Source organism: Paenibacillus ottowii (genome assembly GCF_050516475.1).
Classification (GTDB): Bacteria; Bacillota; Bacilli; order Paenibacillales; family Paenibacillaceae; genus Paenibacillus; species Paenibacillus ottowii.
This window is the reverse complement of record NZ_CP191577.1, coordinates 5,286,380-5,308,378: the sequence shown is the minus strand read 5'-3', so window position 1 is coordinate 5,308,378 and position 21,999 is coordinate 5,286,380. Positions and strand designations below refer to the sequence as shown.

Genomic DNA, 21,999 nt, shown 5'->3' with positions numbered 1-21,999 from the left:
ATGCGATGTCCAAATTAGGTGGGTGAAAAGATGAGCCCGTTAATTGTACTTGTGGATGAAAATGAAGCGCCCGCTGTAATCGTTCGTCCATTGGAGCAGGCAGGTTATCAGGTGGTTCATGTTCGCAATTTGTCGGATGCAAACTCTTATACAGCTCAGAATCCTGTAAGTCTGCTACTCCTGAACGTTAAAGATGAACGGGATGGTGCTGAAGGCTTGATTCGCATTTTGCAGCAGAGCTATCCTCATGTACCGATCCTTGCAATGATTTCTTCAAATGAGGAGGCACATATTGTTTCCTGCTTTGAACAAGGAGCACATGATGTAATGGTAGTGCCCTTCTATCCTAGAGTTCTTCAGGCTAGAATAGCTAATTTATTACGAATTTTCGGTGTAGAACGTGATGTGAAGAGGGCAATCGAAGCAGGAGATTTACATATAGACACGGCAAGCAGAACGGTGAGGAGAGGGGAGCGAAAACTGGAATTAACTCCGAAAGAATTCGATCTTTTGCTGCATCTGGCAATACATCTTAACCAAGTTTGTAGCAGGCAGCAAATATTAAAGGATGTTTGGAAACATGATTATATCGCTGATACGAACGTAGTAGACGTGTACATCAGACATTTGAGGGTTAAAGTAGATAAGGGACAAAAGTTTAAAATGATTCGAACCGAACGAGGGATTGGCTACTCACTCAGAACGCCAACCGAAGCAATTTAATCAGCATAAATGATATAAAAAGCCGGAACGTTTTCGTCCCGGCTTACCTATTTCAAATGAGTTTTACATTACAGCACGCGACGTGCTTTAATGTATGTTCTTTTCCAGTTGCCAGAGTTCAAATCAGAGATGGTCACCCCAGGTGCACCATAGGTGTGTAAAATTTTACCCCCGCCCATATAGACTGCTACGTGAGTAATGTTATGTCCTGTGGCACGGCTACCGCTTGAAAAGAACACTAGGTCTCCTTTTTTCAAATTAGACTTGGATACGGCGTGTCCGACTTTAGACTGTTCAACAGAAGTGCGCGGCAAATCGACTCCGTATTTTTTGAAAATGTGCTTCATGAAAGAAGAACAGTCAAAATTGCGGGTGGTGCTGGTGGAAGCTCCAAACTTATAAGGAGTACCCATATATTTTTTACCGTAGTCAATTACTTTTTGACCTACAGAAGTAGTAACAGTAGCAGCTTGTGCTGTATTTGTTCCCTCAATGGCAAAAGTACCAAAGCCGATCGTGGCAGCGACTCCTGCGATAATTACCTTTTTTATGATTTTATGCATATTCATGTTGTAAGTACCTCCAAAAAATGATTTGTGCAATATTTTGCTGAGTTGCTAACTAACTGACAGCGTTGAGTATAACAGTTTTGAAGCCGCCTAATAGTTGGAAAACTATGCTCAAATGCTTGTGGGACAAGGCATACATCGTGATTATTAAAAAACGATTAAAAATTACAATTTGTAAAAAATAAATGGATTCTTGAACATGGGTAAACGGAAAAACCCTTGATTAATAAGGGTTTTGGGTGGTTGAACAGTCTTTGTAATAGTTACAACAATGTCATAATTAATCTTTACTTTGAATAACCAGTAGCAGACCACTTTTGATGGAGATCGTGCCTTTTTCAGCTGTTAGCTTATTACTTACACCACGTGATTGTCCCATTTTGAGGGTGGCATTGTGAAGTGGATACATAAATCCTTCCAGTTCTATACCTGTTACTTCGGGGGTCAAAGGAATGAGCGATGTATATGTATAGCCCATAGGCTGGATTTCCAGCGTTGATCCGGTGAGCTCAATAAAATTATGTTCGTCCATGATAGCGCAACTAATGTGATGCTGCATGGCCCGTACTAATATTTGAACATTGGCTAAGGTGTGGTCCATTCGAGTGCCAGTAACACCGAGCAAGAGTACATGATCTGCTTGTTCTTCCATAGCAATTTCTAAAGCAAGCTCTGTATCAGTTAAGTCCTTATGTACTGGATCGCAGGCAATCATACGTTGGCTTGCTGATTTTACCTGTTCTTGTTCCTCAGGTGTAATCGAATCAAAATCTCCTACAGAGACATGTGGTGTAACACCGTGCTTTATCAGAAAAAGAGCGCCTTTATCTGCACCTATAATAAAATCATCGGGTTGTATTTGTTGTAAATCTTTTTCAATAAGACGACCGCCTGAAAATACAATGGCTCGTTTTTTCGTCATGTCCAACATCCTTTCTTTCTGTATACGGTCCCATATATACGCTCATTTTAAGTATACCGCTTTAAATATGGCTTGCACAATTTTGGAGGACCTGGCTACAATGGAACAGAAAAAGAAGTGTAACGTGAATAGGAAGGGGAATGAAATGATTAACGTTTTGTTTGTGTGTTTGGGCAATATTTGCCGCTCTCCGATGGGGGAGGCCATACTGAGACATAAGGTAAAGGAACGGGGACTAGACGCAGAAATCCAGGTGGACTCGGCTGGAACAGGCGACTGGCATATTGGAAATCCTCCGCATGAGGGAACGCTAAAGCAACTTAAGCTACACGGAATTAGCGAGCAAGGCATACAGGCACGGCAAATAACAGAACGTGATTTTGATGCGTTTGACTATATTGTGTGCATGGATGACTCTAATGAACGAAACATGCGCAAACTTACAGGTGGAGCAGATGCTGATATTCTAAAATTCATGGATTTGCTTCCTCAAGAAACGTTAAGAGAAGTACCTGACCCGTATTTTACTGGAAATTTTGAAGAGACCTATCGATTAATGGACGCTGGATGCAATGCCTTGCTGGACATGATCATAGAAGAAAAGCTATAATGTGAACGATAGATAACGGCAATCATTGCCGTTTTTCGTTATACATTTTTGAAAGCGCAACCAAAATACGAGAAAGAGGAAAGAGACTTATGACCTCGAAGGTCAATGCTCCATTCCTCATTGTTGCCCAGGATCTTTATTATTCAGGCGTGATCCAAAAAATACATTAGCGCGTCAGGCAGCTCGTTTTGCCAAAAGCCCCACAAATGTTTGCCATCCTTTTCACGATAAGAAACTTCGGCGTTCCGTTCGCGCAGCAAATCTGCGCATTGTCGGTTCAGTTCTACAAAGTTGTAAATGCCGGTATCACTCTCAAAAGCATCTTCCTGAAGGCCAACTGTCATCCAAACACGCAGATGAGACAGTTCTTTCTCACGGGCAATAATTTCTTGCGAAGCTTCATAGTAGGCACCTGAGAGACTAATAATGCGGTTAAACAGCTCGGGATACAACAGTGCCAAGTGCAGAGACACACTGCCACCCAGTGAATCTCCAGCCAGAATGCGGGACGCTGCATCTTTTCTTATAGGATACTTTTGTTCCACATAGGGAATAATCTCTTCTGCAAAACAGGCAGTGTATGCCGCAAAACGATTACCGAAGGGAGCGTACTCCTGAGTTCTGATCTTGGTGTTCACTTCCACGCCTACAATAATGAAGGGTTCTACGCCTTCATCCAGTATGAGCCGGTTGGCGTGTGTTGCAATGCGTCCAAAATTGAAGAATTCCTCTCCATCCTGACAGTAGACAACCGGGTAGCTCAATATTTCATTATAGCCGGGCGGCAAATAAATCCGGAGAGTGCGGGTTTCGCCAAGTAAGCGGCTCTCTACTTCGTCTTTAAGGATGGTTCGTTTTAAATACCGAGAATCCGTCATTTTTCGTCACCTTTCTTGGGTATTATTTTGCATTAAGGATCACAATAAGTTAAGATTACCCTGATTGCAATAGATGTTTAAAATTTCAATCATGTACTAAGCTGTTATAGTAAAAAACTCACCCTGTTACATACACAAAAATGTGCCAAACTCAAAAAAAATAACTAAATCTTTGACGCGAGCGATATAACAGGTGTATAATAATCCTATAACAGCGGAACTTGATATTCAAATTTTTTTGTTGAGGTGAAGAAAATGAGCAAGGTTCCTTATGAAGTTTACACAGAGGAAGTTGAGGCTCTGTCCGTGCTTTCTCCGGATGGTGAAATTATCAATAAAGATAAATTGCCTAAACTTACAGATGATCAATTGAAAGAAATTATGTATCGTATGGTATTTACACGTACTTGGGATGACCGTGCTGTTAACTTGGGCCGTCAAGGACGTCTCGGCTTCTACGCTCCGGTATCCGGACAAGAAGCAACAATGGTTGGTAGCGAATTTGCGCTCCAAAAAGAAGACTTTATTGCACCAGGCTACCGAGATATTCCGCAACTCGTTTGGCATGGCCTGCCATTATATCAAGCTTTCTTGTATTCCCGTGGCCATCAACATGGTGGTCAAATACCGGACGGTGTTAACGTATTGATGCCGCAAATCATCATTGGTGCGCAAATTCTGCACGCTATGGGTATTGCAATGGGCTACAAACTGAAAAAACAAAAACAAGTCGTCATTACATATACAGGCGACGGCGGTTCTTCCGAAGGTGATTTCTACGAAGGTCTGAACTACGCTGGTGTATACAAGTTGCCAGTTATTTTCTTTGTGCAAAATAATGGTTACGCGATCACAACGCCATTCTCAAAACAAACGGCTGCTCTTTCGATCGCTCATAAAGCAGTAGCTGCTGGTATTAAAGGCGTGAAAATTGACGGTATGGACGTGCTTGCCGTTATTAAAGCTGTTCAAGAAGCTGCAGAGCGTGGACGTAATGGCGAAGGTGCAACATTGATTGAAGCGGTTACTTACCGTTTCCGTCCACATTCCCTTTCTGATGATGCGACGAAATATCGTTCTAAAGAAGAAGAAGGCGAATGGAATGCGAAAGATCCAATTGCCCGCTTTGCGAAATACCTTGAGAAAAAAGGTCTTTGGACTGAAGAAGATACAGCTCGCGTAAAAGAAGAAGCTAAGGCAAAAGTCAACGAAGAGATCAAAAAAGCTGAGAAAACAGAAAAAATGACAATTCCTGGCTTGATCGATAGTATGTTCGAAACTACGCCTAAGCACTTGGAAGAGCAAAAAGCTGATTTTAAATAATTGAATTTGAAAGAGACCGGGCGGCAACCCGATCCGGTCTGTTTTTCGATTGACCTGAACTGAAACTGATCTGTCAATGTTTAAGGAGGAAATGAAGCAAATGGCACAAATGAACATGAAAGAAGCGATTCGTGACGCACTGCGCGTAGAGTTGAAACGCGACCCTAACGTCCTGCTTTTCGGTGAAGACGTAGGTCATGTAGGTGGCGTATTCCGCGCTACAGAAGGTCTGCAAAAAGAATTTGGCGAAGAACGTGTATTCGATACTCCGCTGGCGGAATCCGCAATCGGGGGTCTTGCTGTCGGTCTGGGTATCCAAGGCTTCCGCCCTGTAGCTGAAATCCAGTTCGTAGGCTTTATCTTTGAAGCGCTCGATCAAATGGCAATTCAAGCATCCCGTATGCGTTACCGTTCCGGTGGACGTTACAATTCTCCAATCGTATTCCGTACACCTTTCGGTGGCGGCGTTAAAGCAGCTGAGCTGCACACAGACTCCCTGGAAGGTCTTTTGACTCAAACACCAGGTATTAAGGTTGTTGTTCCTTCCAACCCTTACGATGCTAAAGGTCTTATGATCGCGTCTATTCGTGATAACGACCCAGTATTTTTCATGGAGCATTTGAACCTGTACCATGCATTCCGTGCTGAAGTTCCTGAGAATGATTACACAGTTGAACTAGGCAAGGCAAATGTAGTTCGTGAAGGTTCCGATGTGACGATCATTACTTACGGTATGATGGTACACACTTCGGTTAAGGCTGCTGAAGAGCTGGAAAAAACAAAGGGTATTAAAGTGGAAATCATTGATTTGCGTACAATCAGCCCGATTGACATTGATACCATTGTTGCTTCCGTTCAAAAAACGAACCGTGCGATCGTTGTTCAAGAAGCGCAAAAGAGCGCAGGTGTGGCTGCTGAAGTTATTGCACAAATTAACGAAAAAGCAATCCTGCATCTGGAAGCGCCAGTTCTGCGTGTAGCAGGTCCGGATACCGTTTATCCATTTGCTCAAATTGAAGATACTTGGTTGCCAACGCCAACACGTATCATTGATGCGGTTAATAAAGTAATGGAATTTTAATTAAAGCACACCGTAAATTTGGGAGGTTTTAAACGTGGCAAAATTTGAATATAAATTTCCGGAGCTGGGTGAAGGTCTTCACGAAGGCGAAATCATCAAGATGCACATCAAACCCGGCGACAAAGTAACTGATGATGATATCATCATGGAAGTACAAAACGATAAGGCTGTAGTTGAAGTTCCATGTCCGGTTAATGGTACAGTACAAGAAGTATTTGCCAAAGACGGAGACGTTTTCAACGTAGGTCAAGTCGTGGCTGTCATCGACGCAGAAGGAGAACTTCCTGAGCAAGAAGATGCACCAGAAGCACCAGCTGCTAGCCCTGAGCCAAGTGCTGCCGCACAAAGCGGAGCTGCAGGTGCAGCTAGATTTGAATATAAATTCCCAGAGCTGGGCGAAGGTCTGCACGAAGGTGAAATCATCAAGATGCATATCAAACCCGGCGACAAAGTAACTGATGATGATATCATCATGGAAGTACAAAACGACAAGGCTGTAGTTGAAGTTCCATGTCCGGTTAATGGTACGGTACAAGAAGTATTTGCCAAAGACGGAGACATTTTCAACGTAGGTCAAGTTGTGGCTGTCATTGCTGCTGAAGGTGAACTTCCAGAGCAAGAAGAAGCACCAGCTGCTGTTAAACAAGAAGAGGATGCTGCAAAAGGTGGAGCGAACACGAAACCAGGTGTAACACCTGCTGCTTCAAACAAAGACGTATTAGCTACTCCTAGCGTACGTAAATTTGCTCGTGAGCAAGGTGTTAACATTGCTCAAGTGAGTGGCTCCGGTAAAAATGGTAAAATCACTAAAGAAGATGTAGAAGCTTTCAAAAATGGCGGAGGCCAAGTGGCTGCACCAGTAGCAAAAGAAGCTGCAAAAGCGCAAGAGCCAGCTAAAAAAGAAGCGAAAGCAGCAGCACCATCCGCACCAGCTGCAGATCCGCGTGCTGAGGAAGAGCGCGTACCATTTAAAGGTATCCGTAAAGCTATTTCCAATGCGATGGTTAAATCGGCTTACACAGCTCCACACGTTACAATTATGGACGAAGTGGATGTAACTGAGCTGGTTGCTTTCCGTACTCGCATGAAACCAATTGCAGAGAAGAAAGGCACCAAAGTAACTTACCTGCCATTCATCGTAAAAGCTTTGGTTGCTGCTTCCCGTCAATTCCCGGCTTTGAATGCCTCGATCGACGAAGAAGCTAACGAAATTGTCTACAAAAAATACTACAACATCGGTATCGCTACAGATACAGACAACGGCTTGATCGTTCCTGTTATCAAAGATGCTGATCGTAAGAGCATCTGGATGATCGCTGATTCTATCCGTGATCTGGCTGTACGCGGTCGCGATGGAAAATTGGCTGCCAATGAAATGAGAGGAAGCACGATTTCCATCACTAACATTGGTTCCGCAGGCGGTATGTTCTTTACTCCAATCATCAACTTCCCTGAGGTTGCAATTTTGGGTACTGGCCGCATCAGTGAAAAAGCAGTCGTGAAAAACGGTGAAATTGTTGCCGCTCCAGTAATGGCCCTTTCCCTGAGCTTTGACCACCGTATTATTGACGGTGCAACTGCTCAAAACTTCATGAACTATATTAAACAGCTGCTCGCTAACCCTGAGCTGCTTGTAATGGAGGTGTAATCAATGGTAGTAGGAGACGCTTCTCTGGATATTGACACATTGGTTATCGGTGCGGGTCCTGGCGGCTATGTAGCTGCCATCCGTGCCGCACAATTGGGACAAAGCGTATTGATCGTTGATAAATCTGAGCTGGGCGGTGTTTGTCTGAACCGTGGATGTATTCCATCCAAAGCTTTGATCTCTGCGGCTCATCAATACGAAGCAGCTAAACATGGCGAAACTTTCGGTATTACAGCTGAAAATGTAAAAGTTGATTTCGCTAAAACACAAGAATTTAAAAACGGTGTTGTTAAGAAAATGACAGGCGGCGTAAGCGGCTTGCTCAAAGGTAACAAAGTTGAAGTTTTCAATGGTGAGTGTATGTTTATCAATGAAAACGAAGCGCGTGTATTCAACGAACATGAATCACCACGTTACCGTTTTAAAAATGCAATTATCGCAACAGGTTCCCGTCCTATCGAATTGAAGCCATTCCCATTTGGCGGACGCATTCTGTCCTCTACAGAAGCATTGAACCTGCCTGAAATCCCGAAAAGCCTGATCGTTATCGGTGGTGGATACATTGGTGCAGAGCTTGGACAAATGTATTCCAAATTCGGTTCCAAAGTAACGATCATTGAAGGTATGGATACTGTTCTTCCTGGCTTTGACAAAGATATGACTTCCATCGTTGCGAAAAGCATGAAGAAAACAGGTATCGAAATTTTCACTGGCGCTAAAGCGGAAAGTGCGGAACAAACTGATAAAGATGTAACAGTGAAATTCTCTGTTAACGGTGAAAGCAAAGAAGTAACTGCTGAGTACCTGCTGGTCACTGTTGGACGTCGTCCAAATACAGACGGAGAACTGGGTCTGGATCTGATTGGTGTAGAACTAGATGAACGTGGATTGGTGAAAGTTGACCACCAAGGACGCACTAGCATCCCTCACATCTTCGCAATTGGCGATATTGTTCCTGGTCTTGCTCTGGCTCACAAAGCTTCATATGAAGGTAAAGTAGCTGCTGAAGCAATCGCAGGCCAACCATCTGTTGTAGACTACAAATGTATTCCGGCTGTAGTGTTCACAGATCCAGAATGCTCTAGCGTAGGCTACACAGAGGCACAAGCCAAAGAAAAAGGCTACAATGTCAAAGTTGGCAAGTTCTCTTATGGAGCAAACGGCCGTGCTGTTTCCCTGAACGCTGCTGAAGGCTTTGTAAAAATCGTTGCTGACGCAGATACAGGTCTGGTCCTGGGTACGCAAATCGTAGGTTTGGAAGCTTCCAACCTGATTGCTGAGCTGGGTCTGGCGATTGAAATGGGTGCTACACTCGAAGATATCTCCCTGACTATCCATGCTCACCCTACACTGGGCGAACTCGTGATGGAAGCAGCGGAAGTCGTAATGGGTCATCCGATCCATGCATTGGCACCACGTCGCTAATTCCATTCCATTTCACTCATCTTGTTTTTGGTTTTCATACATGAAAAAAGAGGCAAGGAGCGCTTATCTGCGCTCCTTGCCTCTTTTTTTTAACTTTAACATTATCGGGCTAACATGAAAATTCACACAGTACATGGTCAACAAAGTACCGTACATGATAAACTAAATATAGATAATGGTGCAGATTGAGAAATTTCAAATGTTTCAAAATTAAAAATCGACGATGCTGTTTTTTATTCATGCTCAAAGGAGAGAAACAACGTGCGCAACTATTTGGAATTGCTAGAGGATATTTTAGAGAACGGAGTGGAGAAAGAGGATCGGACAGGGACGGGAACAATTTCTGTTTTTGGAAGACAGCTTCGTTTTGATCTGGCCAAGGGCTTCCCGCTGGTGACGACTAAAAGAGTGCATTTGAAATCCGTTATACACGAGCTATTATGGTTTTTGCGAGGGGATACCAATATTGCTTATCTCAAGGAGAACGGGGTTAGCATTTGGGATGAATGGGCAGACGAGCAGGGGAATCTGGGGCCAGTATATGGGTCGCAATGGCGTGCTTGGGAGACAAAGGACGGACAACATATTGACCAAATTGCGAATGTCATTGAGGCTATCAAAAACAATCCGGATTCACGTAGACATATCGTCAGTGCATGGAATGTGGCTGAAATTGAATCTATGAAGTTGCCGCCATGTCATTTTGTATTCCAGTTCTACGTAGCTGGAGGAAAGCTTTCCTGTATGTTGACGATGCGTTCAGTGGATACCTTCCTGGGGCTGCCGTTTAACATCGCTAGTTATGCATTGCTAACGCATATGGTTGCACAGCAGTGCGGCTTGGAGCCGGGAGAGTTTATTTGGTCAGGCGGCGATGTGCATATTTATTCAAATCATATACAACAAGTGCATACGCAGTTGGAACGTGATCCTTATCCCTTGCCACAGTTGAAAATTCTGCGCAAGCCAGAATCCATTTTTGATTACACTTATGAGGATTTTGTTTTTGAAAATTACGAGCATCACCCAGGGATCAAGGCGCCTGTCGCCATCTGACTAGAGGAGGTGGAAAGATGGGCATTTCAATGATATGGGCTATGGCACAAAATGGTGTGATTGGCCGGGATAATAAGCTTCCTTGGCGCCTTCCCAGAGACATGGCCTTCTTCAAAGAGCAGACGATGCATAAAACGGTACTCATGGGACGCAAAACGTGGGAGTCCTTCGGTGGGAAAAGCCTTCCTAACCGACGCAACGTCATCTTGACTCGAGATGAGCACTACCAGGCGGAAGGTGCGGAAGTGATCCATACACTGGCAGAGGGGCTTCAGCTAGCGCAAGACGGAGAGCTAATGGTCATTGGCGGAGCGGAGATATATTCACTGTTTTGGCCACATGCTGATCGGCTGATTGTGACTCGAATCGAGGAGACTTTTGAAGGTGATACGACCTTCCCTGAGCTGGATTGGAAGGGCTGGAATATAGTCAGTGAGACCCCGGGTATCAAGGATGAGAAAAATCCCTATGAGTATCGTTTTGTTGTTTACGAGAGAACGAAATAAGAATAGGCTGTATCCGACCCCACTCATTTGAAAAATTAATAAACCATATAAAAAATCCTTTTGGCTGTTGATGCAGAAAGTTGCATAAGTTTTCATCACTTTTACGCTGTATTGTGATACAATAAATCAAATTCAACGAGAATAGACCCTTTCATAACACAAACAGACAAGTTCGAATTTGACTTAAATTCTGAATGGATGATCGGGGTTCATAAGCGAAGAGATGGGGGAACGTAACATGTCTACACCAACTGGATTTATGGAATACACACGACAGCTTCCTGCAGACCGGGACCCGGCGGAGCGTATTAAGGATTGGGAAGAATTCCATAAGCATATGTCTGAAGAAGAGCTGCGTACCCAAGGGGCACGTTGTATGGACTGCGGAACTCCTTATTGTCATACGGGAATGGATCTCATGGGAGCGACTTTAGGCTGCCCGGTTCATAATCTTATTCCGGAATGGAACAATCTCGTTTATCGTGGTTTGTGGAAGGAAGCGTTAGAGCGGTTGCACAAAACGAATAACTTTCCCGAATTTACGGGGCGTGTCTGTCCTGCACCATGTGAAGGTTCATGTACTGTAGGCCTTATCGGACAGTCTGTTACCATTAAGACAATTGAGGAAGCGATTATCGAAAAAGGCTTTGAGGAAGGCTGGGTTGTTCCTAATCCGCCAGAAAAACGTACAGGCAAACGAGTGGCTATTGTTGGCTCAGGTCCTGCGGGATTGGCAGCGGCAGCACAGCTTAATAAAGCAGGGCACAGTGTGACTGTGTATGAGCGTGCAGATCGTGTGGGCGGGTTGCTGATGTACGGAATCCCATCCATGAAGCTGGACAAGAAGGTTGTACAGCGCCGTGTAGATTTGTTGGAGGCTGAAGGTATTCAATTCATCACGAATACAGAAATTGGCAAGGATATCCCCACTGAGCAGTTGATTGCTGATTATGATGCAGTTGTGCTGTGTGGTGGATCTACAAAGCCGAGAGAATTCAATATTGAAGGCAGCAATTTGAACGGCGTCCATTATGCTATGGATTATTTGAATGGCACTATCAAAAGTTATCTGGATTCCAACCTCGAAGACGGCAACTATTTGTCCTCCAAGGGCAAGGACGTTATTGTTATCGGTGGCGGTGATACAGGCTCGGACTGTGTAGCTACTTCCTTGCGGCATGGTTGCCGGAGTGTCACTCAATTTGGCACACATGCCAAAGCTCCACTGGAACGTGATCCAATCGCGAATCCTTGGCCGCAGTTTCCGAATGTGTACTCTCTCGATTATGCACAGGAGGAAGCCAAAGCACTGTTCGGGGAAGACCCGCGTGAGTTCTCTATCATGACAACCAAATTTGTGGGTGATGAGAATGGTAATCTGAAAGAACTGCATACCATTCAAATTCAACGTATTGTTGATGAGACAGGACGTAAAATCTATCAACCAATTCCAGGTACGGAACGCATATTCCCGGCACAAATAGCACTGATTGCGATTGGATTTGATGGACCTGAGCAAACAATTGTGAAGGAAATCGGCTTGGAAACGGACCGTCGCTCCAACGTTAAGGCACGTTATGGGAAATATGTGACGAATGTGGATAAGGTTTTTGCTGCCGGTGATATGCGCCGCGGACAAAGTCTTGTTGTGTGGGCTATTAATGAAGGCCGAGAGGCTGCACGCGAGGTTGATAAATACCTCATGGGTGCTACCGTTTTGGTGTAATTATAAATTTTAGGTTACAAATCAAGTAAGGGCTCCATCTTAGGATGGGGCTTTATTTGTGTTTCAAACCTTTAGACTACTTGTTCAATCGGAATTTATAGAATGCTATACATAATGTTGTTATTTGAATGTTATATAATATGACATTAATTTGATTACTTAATCTTTTTGTTGTTATCTACAGTGATCATAACATAAGTAGTAGGGCTATGTGTAGCTTTTTTATAGAAAAACGTACATTTATTTAACAAAAAAATAAAGGGGACTTAATTATGTGTCACTTTAACTTACATAATTATGACTCAATTTGCTTTGAATGTAGTTTCGATTTGGTTTTACTAATTTCATATTTACTTTAAAGGAGAAAGATATGATCTTTTCTGAGGATACATAAAATCATGACCTGAGAGAACCATGATATCTATGGTATAATAGACGTATATTGTTGAAGCGCTAGACGAAATGAATTTACAAAGGAGCTTTCGCCATGGAGAAGGCTCCTTTTGCATGAGGCCGGAATACCTGTTTTTCATTTGTGTTCCATGTATTTTATGGTTCATGAAGGAGAAACAGAAGGCCGTCAGGAAGGAATGGAATGAATGAAGACGTTGATTATTGCTGAGAAACCAGATATGGGACGGACGATTGCTGCTGTTATGGAGCCGCGTGCTAAAAATAACCGTACCTATTTAGAAGGGGAGAAATACATTGTAACGTGGGCGATCGGTCATTTGCTGGGCCTGGCTGAGCCGGATGCTTACGATGCTAAGTACAAACGATGGAGTATTCAAGATCTTCCGATTATCCCTGAGCAGTTCAAAATTAGTACCCAATCCGAAAACAAAAGATCAGCTAAAAATAATTGGTGAGCTGGCCAAACGCTGCAATGCCATCGTGAATGCTTGTGATGCTGGACGTGAAGGGCAGTAAATGGGAAGTAAATAATGTAAATCTCGAAACCCCTTATCTTATCTATGGATAGGGGGTGAATTATTGTTGTCAGAATGCAACGTATTGTGTAGAATTAAAGAAAATTATGGAAACATAATTGAGGTGGGGGTGGTCCCTCTATACTCAACTTATACAGAGGAATGAATAAAAATGCTTGGGAGAGGGGGGGAGTGTGTGTATAAAGAGCTTCTGAGCATAGCACAGCTAATGGGGGAAACAATGCGATTGGTTGGGTATGCCCGATACTACAAATCCCTTAACATTGATGGTTTACATTACATACATCAAGTAGAAGGTACCCAAGTGATCGCTATTGTTAAACCAAATCATAGTACTCATCATGAAGCTACAACATTTTTAATGAATCTATTATTAACGGAAAAGCTAAAAATGAATACGGTTACAGGGCATGCCCAGAATCTGAAAAAGTTCTTGGATTACATGATGTTCTGGAGGCTAGAGGAAGATTTTGAACATATCCATAATATCGAAGTAAAAGCAGGTGGACCGTATCCTATTGAAGTAATATTACTGGGATTTGCGGATTACCTTCGATGTATTCCAAAAGGTTACAAGCCATTTGAAGATTTAAAGGTGGCGACTCACGGGATTCATTGGTCTATGTTAAAGAATATCCCCCTTAACAAACATGCAATGGCAGAAGGGAAGCTATCAACCGTAATTCGAAGCAGTCATAACGATTTAAAGAAAACCAACTGGTGTGAGTACCCGTCTGGTGCACTTGCTCCGATCATCTATACTGCATGTGCATATCTGAAGTTCTTGCGTGATAGAACAACAAGATTTAAATACCTGCCATTAGAGCAGGTTCCGAGAAAAGAAATAAGAGATAATCATTCATTAATAGCGGGTACTGCGGGTAGTAGGGTGCGGATAGTGTTTGATGTGGAAAATATTGCTCGAGATTCCGGTACTGCAGGACCTAGAGGAGGGAAGAGCAGGCAAGCCTCTCCCATTAACCACGACAAGGTCTTTAGTGAGACCGAAGCAGACATGTTCTTTGAATTGATCGATCCGTATGAAAATGCTTTGGATCTTCTTCTCTTTGCGATATTGCGTTACTTTGGATTACGCCCTGGTGAAGCAGCTGAGATTCGAATTGAGCCGTCAACAATTCCTTCCAACTTAAACGTGTATCATACAGCAAGAGAGGAATTAACCGAGTCTCTTTCCGGGAACTTGCAGTTTGTAAAAGAACGCGGGTTGCGGGGGAATTGGGTCATTGATACGGGATGGAAAACGAAGGCTTCCTGCAGGGACGTGGCGTTGATAACTCACAAAACAATTGATCCATTTAGCAGGAAAAATATCCGATTTCCAACACAAGAGGAGTTCACTGATCTTCTGTATTGGGCACTTCTTCAGCGGCGGGAACTTTTGTCTTATTACACAAGTGAAGATCATGGCTATCTATTTGTATCAGAGTCAAACAATTCAAAAGGGAAGCCATTAAGTAAGAAAGGCGTTTACAGTAAGTATGATAATTTGGCTGATGACTTATTTCAACGAACTGGGGGAAGCGTAGACCTACGTTCCTACTATCCACACACCTTCCGACACTTATTCGCGACATCACTTCTCCTAAGATATCGCAGACCAATCGAAGAGATCAGCAAGTGGTTGGGGCATTCTTCTGTCGTGATTACGCGCGATACATATATTCATTGGATACCTGAGTCAAATAATGACACAGAAAAAGGTAAAGTAGATCATTTAGGGAGGGTATTTATGCGACAGGCGGAGATCTCAGAGGGAATCCACGCGCATGAGGAGGACTCGGAATGACACTAGAATGGACTCCATTATCGGAATTTCGCAAATTTTTAAAAAACACGCTGCGTTTGAATCATGTGAATCAAGTATTTTCTTCTATAAAAAATCCCGCCCTTCAATTATTTACTACATTTCCGGCCCCGGATAACTGGTTAGCTGTACCGCCTGAAGAGAGACCAACCTTTCGGCATCGCGACAGTCGAGACCTATGGTATGTCATTTTCTGGGCTTGGCATACAGGTTTTTGCAAGGGAAATGATGTAGTAGCACAATATCGTCGAAACGACTTGGTTTGTTACCTGTCAACCAGAGGTCGTGTTAATCTGTCGGATTTCCCCGTCAAAATGGGCCTCCTCAAAAATTCAGAAGCAGAACACATCCGCAAAAAAGACTCAAACCGTATAGGTTTGTTCAACAAACTATCTATACACCTTCTAGGTGTTATGAAACCGCTGGGCGATTTCACGGAAGAAGATATAGCGTTAGCGGATGTAATGCGTCCGAACGACAAACGTTATAACGCCAAGTGTTTAAAGGACATTCTTTTTGAGCTTGGATATTCGGATGAACCAGGAAGACGTAGGCAAAGAATACTGTTTGACGATTGCTGTGAGCATCCAAAGTGGGGGAATATCGCACGTGAGTTTCGCGAGCATTTAAAACGAAGTAATTCGCTAGACTATTATATTCGTAAAGCGGGCAGTGCTTTGCATAAATTTTTCAAATGGCTTGACCAGCACGGGGAGTCGGATGCTTCATCTCTCGAGTATGAAGATTTCCTCGATTTGTTTGATTACATTTCAAAGAATAACGATGGAGAGGAGTTTTCAGCTAAGTATACCGGGAACAATCTTCTACACATAAAGTTATTCTTTGATTGGGGGAAAGGTTCTCATACATTTTTTCCAACATACGTTGACTGGCCCAGTGATTTATATTCTGGAATTCATCGTGAGGCCCAAGAAGAAACATATTCCGGTGATGGCCTCGCTTTCGATGACCCAAACTTCCCGATGCTCATGAAGGAAGCAATTGAAAATTATCATCCCGAAGATGATGTTGAAGTTTTATGTCGCGCTTTTTGGTTAATTATTGCCTCATCACCGGTGCGTAAAACGTATCTGCTCAATCTTCAGGCTGAAGAATGTATGCTGCCATTGCCTAATGCTCCATCAGCGGTAGGATTATACAGCCCATATTCAGGTATTGAGAAAGCTAAACATCGTAACGGCCAATTTCCTATAATTGATTCTGCAGGTCTTAGAGCGGTCGAATTTTTACAGAAAAGATCGAGCGATAAAGCCTTCCGACCGATACGGAACGAAAGAGCGGATGCATCGTATGTGCATCTTTTTCAATTGGAGAAATATCCCTGGATTTTGAATGAAAGACAAATATATAGGTTTTTTGACAAGATAGCAGAATTTATTGGACATGGAGATAAAAAAGGGAAGGCTCATGGTTACAGACACTATCTCATAACTCACATTGCAATCGAAACCGGGAACAGTGAGTTAGCACGACTTGCTGCAGGTCATGAAAATCAAACCATGCTGAATCGATACTTACGAAGTAATCTCTCCCGTCAAGCATTGTTATTTGCTACTATTAAGAAATATCAGGATGGTGAGATTGCGGGACGGTTTATTTGGCGAATCTTCGAAGCACTTGCCAGCGAACAAACTGAGCCTGACGAATTGATAAAAGCTTTGGGATCTGAAGAGCTATCTTTAGATGAATTCTTTGCAAAATTTGGGCTTCCAGCTCCTACAGGTGTAGGAAGATGTTTAATACAGGGGGCTTGCCTTTTTGAGGCAAAGTGTTTTTCCTGTCATCATTTCGCCATACGAAAAAGTGAAGCAGCACAGGCATTTCATACTTTGGCCAGATTAACCAAGGACATGTGGAACATGATGCGAGGCAGTCGGGATTTTACAACCAAAAACGCCAAGGCGGCCGGATTAGCTACGCAAATAGCGTTGCTTGGGGACATGATTCGGCATTTCGGCTATAGTGACGAACAGATTCAAATAGAGGTTATCAGTCGACTAGTCTGAGCTTAGATTGGAAAGAGGTGAAATCGTGTCGCAAATATTAGCTTGGCAATCCCTGAGATTTGGACCCATTACTGTAAGGCGAAAGGGACAATTCGAGAGTAGAGAGCATCTGACAAGATCGGAGTATGAACAATACAGATCGGCAGAGACTTGGGGACGGGTTGAACCTATTTTATCAAGCTCCTTAACGGATTTGGTACAACCCACAATATTTTTCAAGTTACCCGGCACCCAAAGAGATTACGTATTACTGCTTGCCTTTTTACAACGGATCAGTTTGCCTTTAGAGATCGTATTTCCAACCAAGACCGAATTCAATAAATTTCCTTTTCCCGAGTTACCGAATTTTGAGTACTTTGATGCGCTTTACGATAAATACTATCCGGTATTGTATCCGATGGATAGCGAAAAACAACTACAAAAGGCAAAGAAAAGGATTCCTTTGCTTCGAACTGTAGTTTGCTTATGGTTCGCAGGTTACGCCCTTAAGGAAGGGTTAGAGGGTAATCATATTATTACTTCCTCTGTATTAGCAAAAGCAAGTAAGATCGCTAAATATCATAGAAGTAGTTTAACCCTCCTAGGTAAGATGTTAGCTAAAGAAACAGATTCCTTGATTGAAAATAAACCGGTCATACCTTGCGATGAAGCGGAAAGAAGTCTCTGGATAGCCGCGGGAATATATCCAACCCAAACGCCGTTTGAGGAGAGTCTCTATACCTTTGCATTTTCTTACTTGAGGCAACGTGTGAATGATTCAATAACTGATGATTATTACGACGATGAAGGAAATTTACTTTTCAGATACGGTAAAAAAACTATCAGCATAAATTATTGGAAAGCGATAGTCAAGTACATCCGGTATTTTGCAATCAAATGTCGATCAAAAGGTCTTACTGACATAAGCGAGAATTCAATATCAGAAGTATACACAGAGATTTTTGGCCAGATGAAGGGACAAGAAGATAAGACGTTTTTCCGAGTGGCGCTTCGACATTGGCTTAGGTGGCTTATAAGAACTACAAATGCTTCATACAACATAGAACGGATTATGCCAAGACCTAGACGTGTTATGTCAAAAGATCATGGACGAGTATTTAGTATGTCCAAAGCTTATATTCTTGTGCAGACCTTAATGAACGATCAAACTCCTTTAATTAACGAGAACATTCTGATGGACTTTCGTCATAGGCGGGCTTGCCTGTTGATGTTATCAACTGCAGCAAGGCCTCATGAAATAGTTAATTTGCTTCAGAATGCTTTATTTATAGATTCGCAGGATAATTCCTGAATTCGTTTTCACAAAACCAAGACCATTCGCAATCAACCCGATCGAAACGGCTATGAATGGGTTCATCACGCTCTAGTGAAGAGCGATGCTGCAAGATGGTTTAACGAATTGATTCATTTTGCCCCATCAGAACCTATATTTTTTCCAAGAGAGTGGGGTGGGGATGGCCTTACGGAACTTCGTTTACTGGCTTCAAAACATAATGATGGCCCTATACGAACTAGCGGACTGTATAATTTTTTAACTCGCATTCAATCGAAGTTATGGCCTGAACTTAGGAAGCCATATTTCACACCCCATAATCTAAGAGCGCTCCATCTTACTTATCGGCGTATCTTAGGAGACAATGATGAGCTACTAGAGAGGCAGGCCGGACATAGTCATCCTTCCTCAAAAAAGCCTTATACGGAAACAATGCCTGCAGAAGAAGTTGCAAAGTTTGGTCATCTACTTCAAAAAGGCGTTTGGAGAAAGAAACCGGAAGGGGAGGATGCTGATAAGACAGAAGGGGCTGGAATTTCGTCTACTGAATATGTAGCCATTGATGAGATAACCGAAATTTCATCTAAGTTTGAGGTCACGCCTCAAAAGCTAGATGAAGCATATAAATTAACCCAGAAAATTATAGAGGAATCACCACGTTTCCAAGGTAAAGTTATTGATTTGGAAGATGAGTTACACGAGGTTAACGTAGGTGGTTATACGCATAATTGTAATGCACATGTCTTGCTAAACTGTGGTCATACACCCGGGCATTGTAGAGCATGTGATGATTATAGTCCTGATGAGGGTACAGAAGATGCGCACAAGGCCGACATATTTCGTGAAATGTTGCATTATTACTATTGTCTCGATGCAGAGAAAAATTTCAAGTCCACAGGACAACGAAAAATGGTTTTTCAGAAGGCTGAGGATATAAAGGAACGGTTGAACAAAACAGAAAGAAGTCTCTGGGTAAATAAATTTAAAATGCCGCCAAATGAGGCGAAAAAACTGCATTCATTGCTCTTTAAGAAAGCAAAGGCATACTTTCGTGAACAGTCTAAAGAGAAGCCTAATCCAACTAATGCAGAAGTGCTTTGTTATATTTTAAGTGGGGAGGTAAAGTAAATTGGCTCGTCCGGTTTCTTTCAGTAGCAGCGACTTGGCATGGGAATGTGCACAAGTAAAAAGAAAGCTTTTAAATGATGTCAAAAAGGGGCGATTATCGCGTCTTTCAAAATCAGATGTGTACGATATGATTGCAAAACGCCCGCGAATCAGATTGAAAAGCTCGCGAATGTTGTGGACGGGTTCCTATAAGGAATATTTGGAAAAATGGTTCACCAAATTGAATGAGGAAATACAATTAATCCTAGACTCGGCCTCTGAAGGAGAACCAACGATTACAAGTCCTGAGATTGTAGCCCAGGAGCACCGGGAATTGCAAGCCAAGGTTACTCATTTAACACAGCTTATAAGTACGTATAAAGATGCTTTGGACGAATTACGCATAGAGAACGGACAGTACCGAGAATTAATCAGCCAGCGTTTCGGAGATATTGACTTATTCTAATGATCCTGAATGTCCCGTGTACTGATACCCTTCGCCAGTCTCGGAGCGTTCCTGGTTCTGGTCAATATCGGAACGCTTAATGTCGCATTGCCGGAATTAAGCCAGCAATTTCATGCGAATGCGGCAGCTTCCAGCTGGATTTTACTTTCCTATATGCTGGTAAACACTATCCTGATTTTAATCTTCGGACAAATTTCGGATATTTTCGGAAGAAGCCGAATGTATTTAATAGGAATGGCCATCTTTACCGTATCCAGTTTACTACTCGGTTATGCTTTTAATGTAGAGGTACTAATCCTTCTTCGGATCGTACAGGCTGCCGGAGGAGCGCTCGTAGTGACGAACACAACACCGCTGATTACCGATGCGTTTCCCCAATCGCAGCTGGGCACCGGTCTCGGTCTGAATTTATTGTCCGCTTCCGTCGCGCAGGTGCTTGGCCCGGTCGTCGGCGGCGTGGTCACGACCGCCTGAGGCTGGAGGTGGGTGTTCTGGTCTAATGTTCCCTTCGGGATCATTGCTCTCATCTGGGGGCTCTGGATTCTAAGGGTGAAGCCCCTAGCGCAGCTCCATAAAAAAGTGGACGGATATGGAGGCATCATGATCTTTGTCGCTTTAGCGGGTCTAATCATTGCTTTATCCAAGGGGGGAGAACTGGGCTGGGGAGACAAGCAGGTGATCGGAGGTTTTGCGATATTCGCCATATTTACTACTATATTTTTATGGCATGAGCATCGTTCAGCATCACCTCTACTAGATTTAAGCCTTTTTGAAAGCTGGACGTTCAGTATGGGGAACATCGCTACATTCTTTAATTCTTTTGCCCGTACGGCGGTTGCTCTGCTCTTCGCTCTCTATTACCAATTTGCCTTCCACCAAAACGCGCTTAATGCCGGTCTAAGGATCCTTCCAATTACGATAGGGATGTTGGTCATTTCTCCGATTGCTGGCATGTTGACTAAGAAGGCGGCCATTCGAGTTCTGGCCTCACTTGGAATTCTTATTTCTATAGCAGGACTACTACTACTCCTATTCGTGGTCGGTGGAAATTTCTCTTACGGGGTCACCGCTTGCGGCATGTTGTTAATCGGGGTCGGGACCGGTTTATTCCTTACCCCCAATACGACGGAGATCATGTCAAGCGTTCCGGAGCAAAGCCGCGGGGTGGCGAATGGACTGCGGTCCATGCTATATAACTTGGGTCAAGTGCTGAGTACGGCTCTTTCTTTAACCATCGTCGGCGCAGCGCTGCCAGCCCACCTGAAGAACGTGCTGTATTCCGGAAAGAACAATGTGATTTCTGCCGTTGATTTTGCTTTCGTCATTCACGGTTACCGCTGGGTCATCATCGCACTAATAGGGACTTCTCTACTCGCTCTTGCTGCCTCGTGGTTCCGTCCGCAACAGAAAAAAGCTTACGAAAGCTCTTCAGCGGCCTCTTGACTTTGACGCATTGATGCCGCGTCAATCCGTCCGATCCTCATCGATCGGTCCTGCGGCTGCCGCCATAACCCCAGCGCGTCCGGTAAGCCCAAACTTCTGGAGCTAGCGATATATATCCGGCGGGTAGTGGAGCGTTGACGATAATATTGCTTACCAACCTGTAACTAAAGAAGTTTTTATTAGAAGGATACCTTTTTACTTCTACAAACCCGATACACGCTCAAAAAATGTAGGTGGCTTCCTTGCTATAATACGTTGCTCTCATTTTAAGATTTCCAGCCTAATAAAAATTTCAAGTAAAGTAGAACTTATGACCTATTGGAATTATTTTCATATTACTGTATTATCATTGAGTGTAAACATGATCGATCAGGACTTTTTAAAAGAACACATAAAGGATAAATACGGATACGAAAGACTCATCACTTATTTCTCAAGACA

17 protein-coding genes and 2 pseudogenes are annotated in these 21,999 nt (G+C 43.2%); 16 read left to right on the top strand and 3 right to left on the bottom strand.

All coding sequences use genetic code 11. The features are described 5' to 3' along the window. Nucleotides 1-30 precede the first annotated feature (30 nt). Nucleotides 31-723, top strand: a complete 693-nt coding sequence (locus tag ACQQ6X_RS24450; protein WP_305167954.1) for a response regulator transcription factor — start codon at nt 31-33, stop codon at nt 721-723. A 68-nt stretch (nt 724-791) separates the two neighbouring features. Here ACQQ6X_RS24450 and ACQQ6X_RS24445 read toward each other — a convergent pair whose 3' ends face one another. Next, nucleotides 792-1,292 carry a C40 family peptidase gene (locus tag ACQQ6X_RS24445; protein WP_305167953.1) on the bottom strand — a complete coding sequence of 167 codons (501 nt, stop codon included), beginning with the start codon at nt 1,290-1,292 and terminating at the stop codon, nt 792-794. A 280-nt stretch (nt 1,293-1,572) separates the two neighbouring features. After that, nucleotides 1,573-2,214, bottom strand: coding sequence for a thiamine diphosphokinase (locus ACQQ6X_RS24440; protein WP_305167952.1), 642 nt, complete (start codon nt 2,212-2,214; stop codon nt 1,573-1,575). 145 nt (nt 2,215-2,359) lie between these two features. Here ACQQ6X_RS24440 and ACQQ6X_RS24435 point away from each other — a divergent pair, with 145 nt between their 5' ends. Then, nucleotides 2,360-2,824 carry a low molecular weight protein-tyrosine-phosphatase gene (locus ACQQ6X_RS24435; protein ID WP_305167951.1) on the top strand — a complete coding sequence of 155 codons (465 nt, stop codon included), beginning with the start codon at nt 2,360-2,362 and terminating at the stop codon, nt 2,822-2,824. Nucleotides 2,825-2,967: 143 nt separating this feature from the next. On the opposite strand, the gene ACQQ6X_RS24430 is transcribed toward ACQQ6X_RS24435, so the two are convergent. After that, a complete protein-coding gene (locus ACQQ6X_RS24430; RefSeq protein ID WP_142611903.1) occupies nt 2,968-3,702 on the bottom strand; it encodes an alpha/beta hydrolase in 735 nt (244 codons plus the stop codon). 255 nt (nt 3,703-3,957) lie between these two features. On the opposite strand from ACQQ6X_RS24430, the gene pdhA reads away from it, so the two are divergent. From pdhA to ACQQ6X_RS24360, 14 genes and pseudogenes are all read left to right on the top strand, one after another. Then, a complete protein-coding gene (pdhA, locus tag ACQQ6X_RS24425; RefSeq protein ID WP_013371457.1) occupies nt 3,958-5,025 on the top strand; it encodes a pyruvate dehydrogenase (acetyl-transferring) E1 component subunit alpha in 1,068 nt (355 codons plus the stop codon). 100 nt (nt 5,026-5,125) lie between these two features. Next, nucleotides 5,126-6,106: an alpha-ketoacid dehydrogenase subunit beta gene (locus ACQQ6X_RS24420; RefSeq protein ID WP_017427718.1), complete on the top strand. Its 981-nt coding sequence runs from the start codon at nt 5,126-5,128 to the stop codon at nt 6,104-6,106. A gap of 34 nt (nt 6,107-6,140) precedes the next feature. Beyond that, complete coding sequence (locus tag ACQQ6X_RS24415) at nt 6,141-7,754, top strand: 2-oxo acid dehydrogenase subunit E2 (RefSeq protein WP_305167950.1); 1,614 nt, start codon at nt 6,141-6,143, stop codon at nt 7,752-7,754. A 3-nt stretch (nt 7,755-7,757) separates the two neighbouring features. Continuing rightward, entirely contained in the window at nt 7,758-9,179 is a 1,422-nt protein-coding gene (lpdA, locus tag ACQQ6X_RS24410) for a dihydrolipoyl dehydrogenase (protein ID WP_063212648.1), read from the top strand. Between the two features lie 261 nt (nt 9,180-9,440). After that, nucleotides 9,441-10,235 (top strand): thymidylate synthase, encoded by a 795-nt coding sequence (gene thyA / locus ACQQ6X_RS24405; protein ID WP_305167949.1) that lies wholly within the window; start codon nt 9,441-9,443, stop codon nt 10,233-10,235. A 17-nt stretch (nt 10,236-10,252) separates the two neighbouring features. Next, nucleotides 10,253-10,741: a dihydrofolate reductase gene (locus tag ACQQ6X_RS24400; RefSeq protein WP_305167948.1), complete on the top strand. Its 489-nt coding sequence runs from the start codon at nt 10,253-10,255 to the stop codon at nt 10,739-10,741. 238 nt (nt 10,742-10,979) lie between these two features. Continuing rightward, nucleotides 10,980-12,467, top strand: a complete 1,488-nt coding sequence (locus tag ACQQ6X_RS24395) for a glutamate synthase subunit beta (protein ID WP_305167947.1) — start codon at nt 10,980-10,982, stop codon at nt 12,465-12,467. A gap of 599 nt (nt 12,468-13,066) precedes the next feature. After that, nucleotides 13,067-13,394: pseudogene (locus ACQQ6X_RS24390) on the top strand (toprim domain-containing protein); the annotation flags it as partial. A 198-nt stretch (nt 13,395-13,592) separates the two neighbouring features. Then, the gene (locus ACQQ6X_RS24385) at nt 13,593-15,224 is read left to right on the top strand and encodes a tyrosine-type recombinase/integrase (protein WP_305167946.1); all 1,632 of its coding nucleotides are present in this window, start codon (nt 13,593-13,595) and stop codon (nt 15,222-15,224) included. After that, complete coding sequence (locus ACQQ6X_RS24380) at nt 15,221-17,269, top strand: hypothetical protein (protein ID WP_305167945.1); 2,049 nt, start codon at nt 15,221-15,223, stop codon at nt 17,267-17,269. Before ACQQ6X_RS24385 ends, ACQQ6X_RS24380 begins: the two co-directional genes overlap by 4 nt. Before the next feature lie 25 nt (nt 17,270-17,294). Next, the gene (locus tag ACQQ6X_RS24375; protein ID WP_305167944.1) at nt 17,295-18,560 is read left to right on the top strand and encodes a hypothetical protein; all 1,266 of its coding nucleotides are present in this window, start codon (nt 17,295-17,297) and stop codon (nt 18,558-18,560) included. A 75-nt stretch (nt 18,561-18,635) separates the two neighbouring features. Then, a complete protein-coding gene (locus ACQQ6X_RS24370; RefSeq protein WP_305167943.1) occupies nt 18,636-19,670 on the top strand; it encodes a hypothetical protein in 1,035 nt (344 codons plus the stop codon). A gap of 1 nt (nt 19,671) precedes the next feature. Further along, nucleotides 19,672-20,115 carry a hypothetical protein gene (locus ACQQ6X_RS24365; RefSeq protein ID WP_023988780.1) on the top strand — a complete coding sequence of 148 codons (444 nt, stop codon included), beginning with the start codon at nt 19,672-19,674 and terminating at the stop codon, nt 20,113-20,115. Between the two features lie 9 nt (nt 20,116-20,124). Continuing rightward, nucleotides 20,125-21,558: pseudogene (locus ACQQ6X_RS24360) on the top strand (MFS transporter). Nucleotides 21,559-21,999 lie beyond the last annotated feature (441 nt).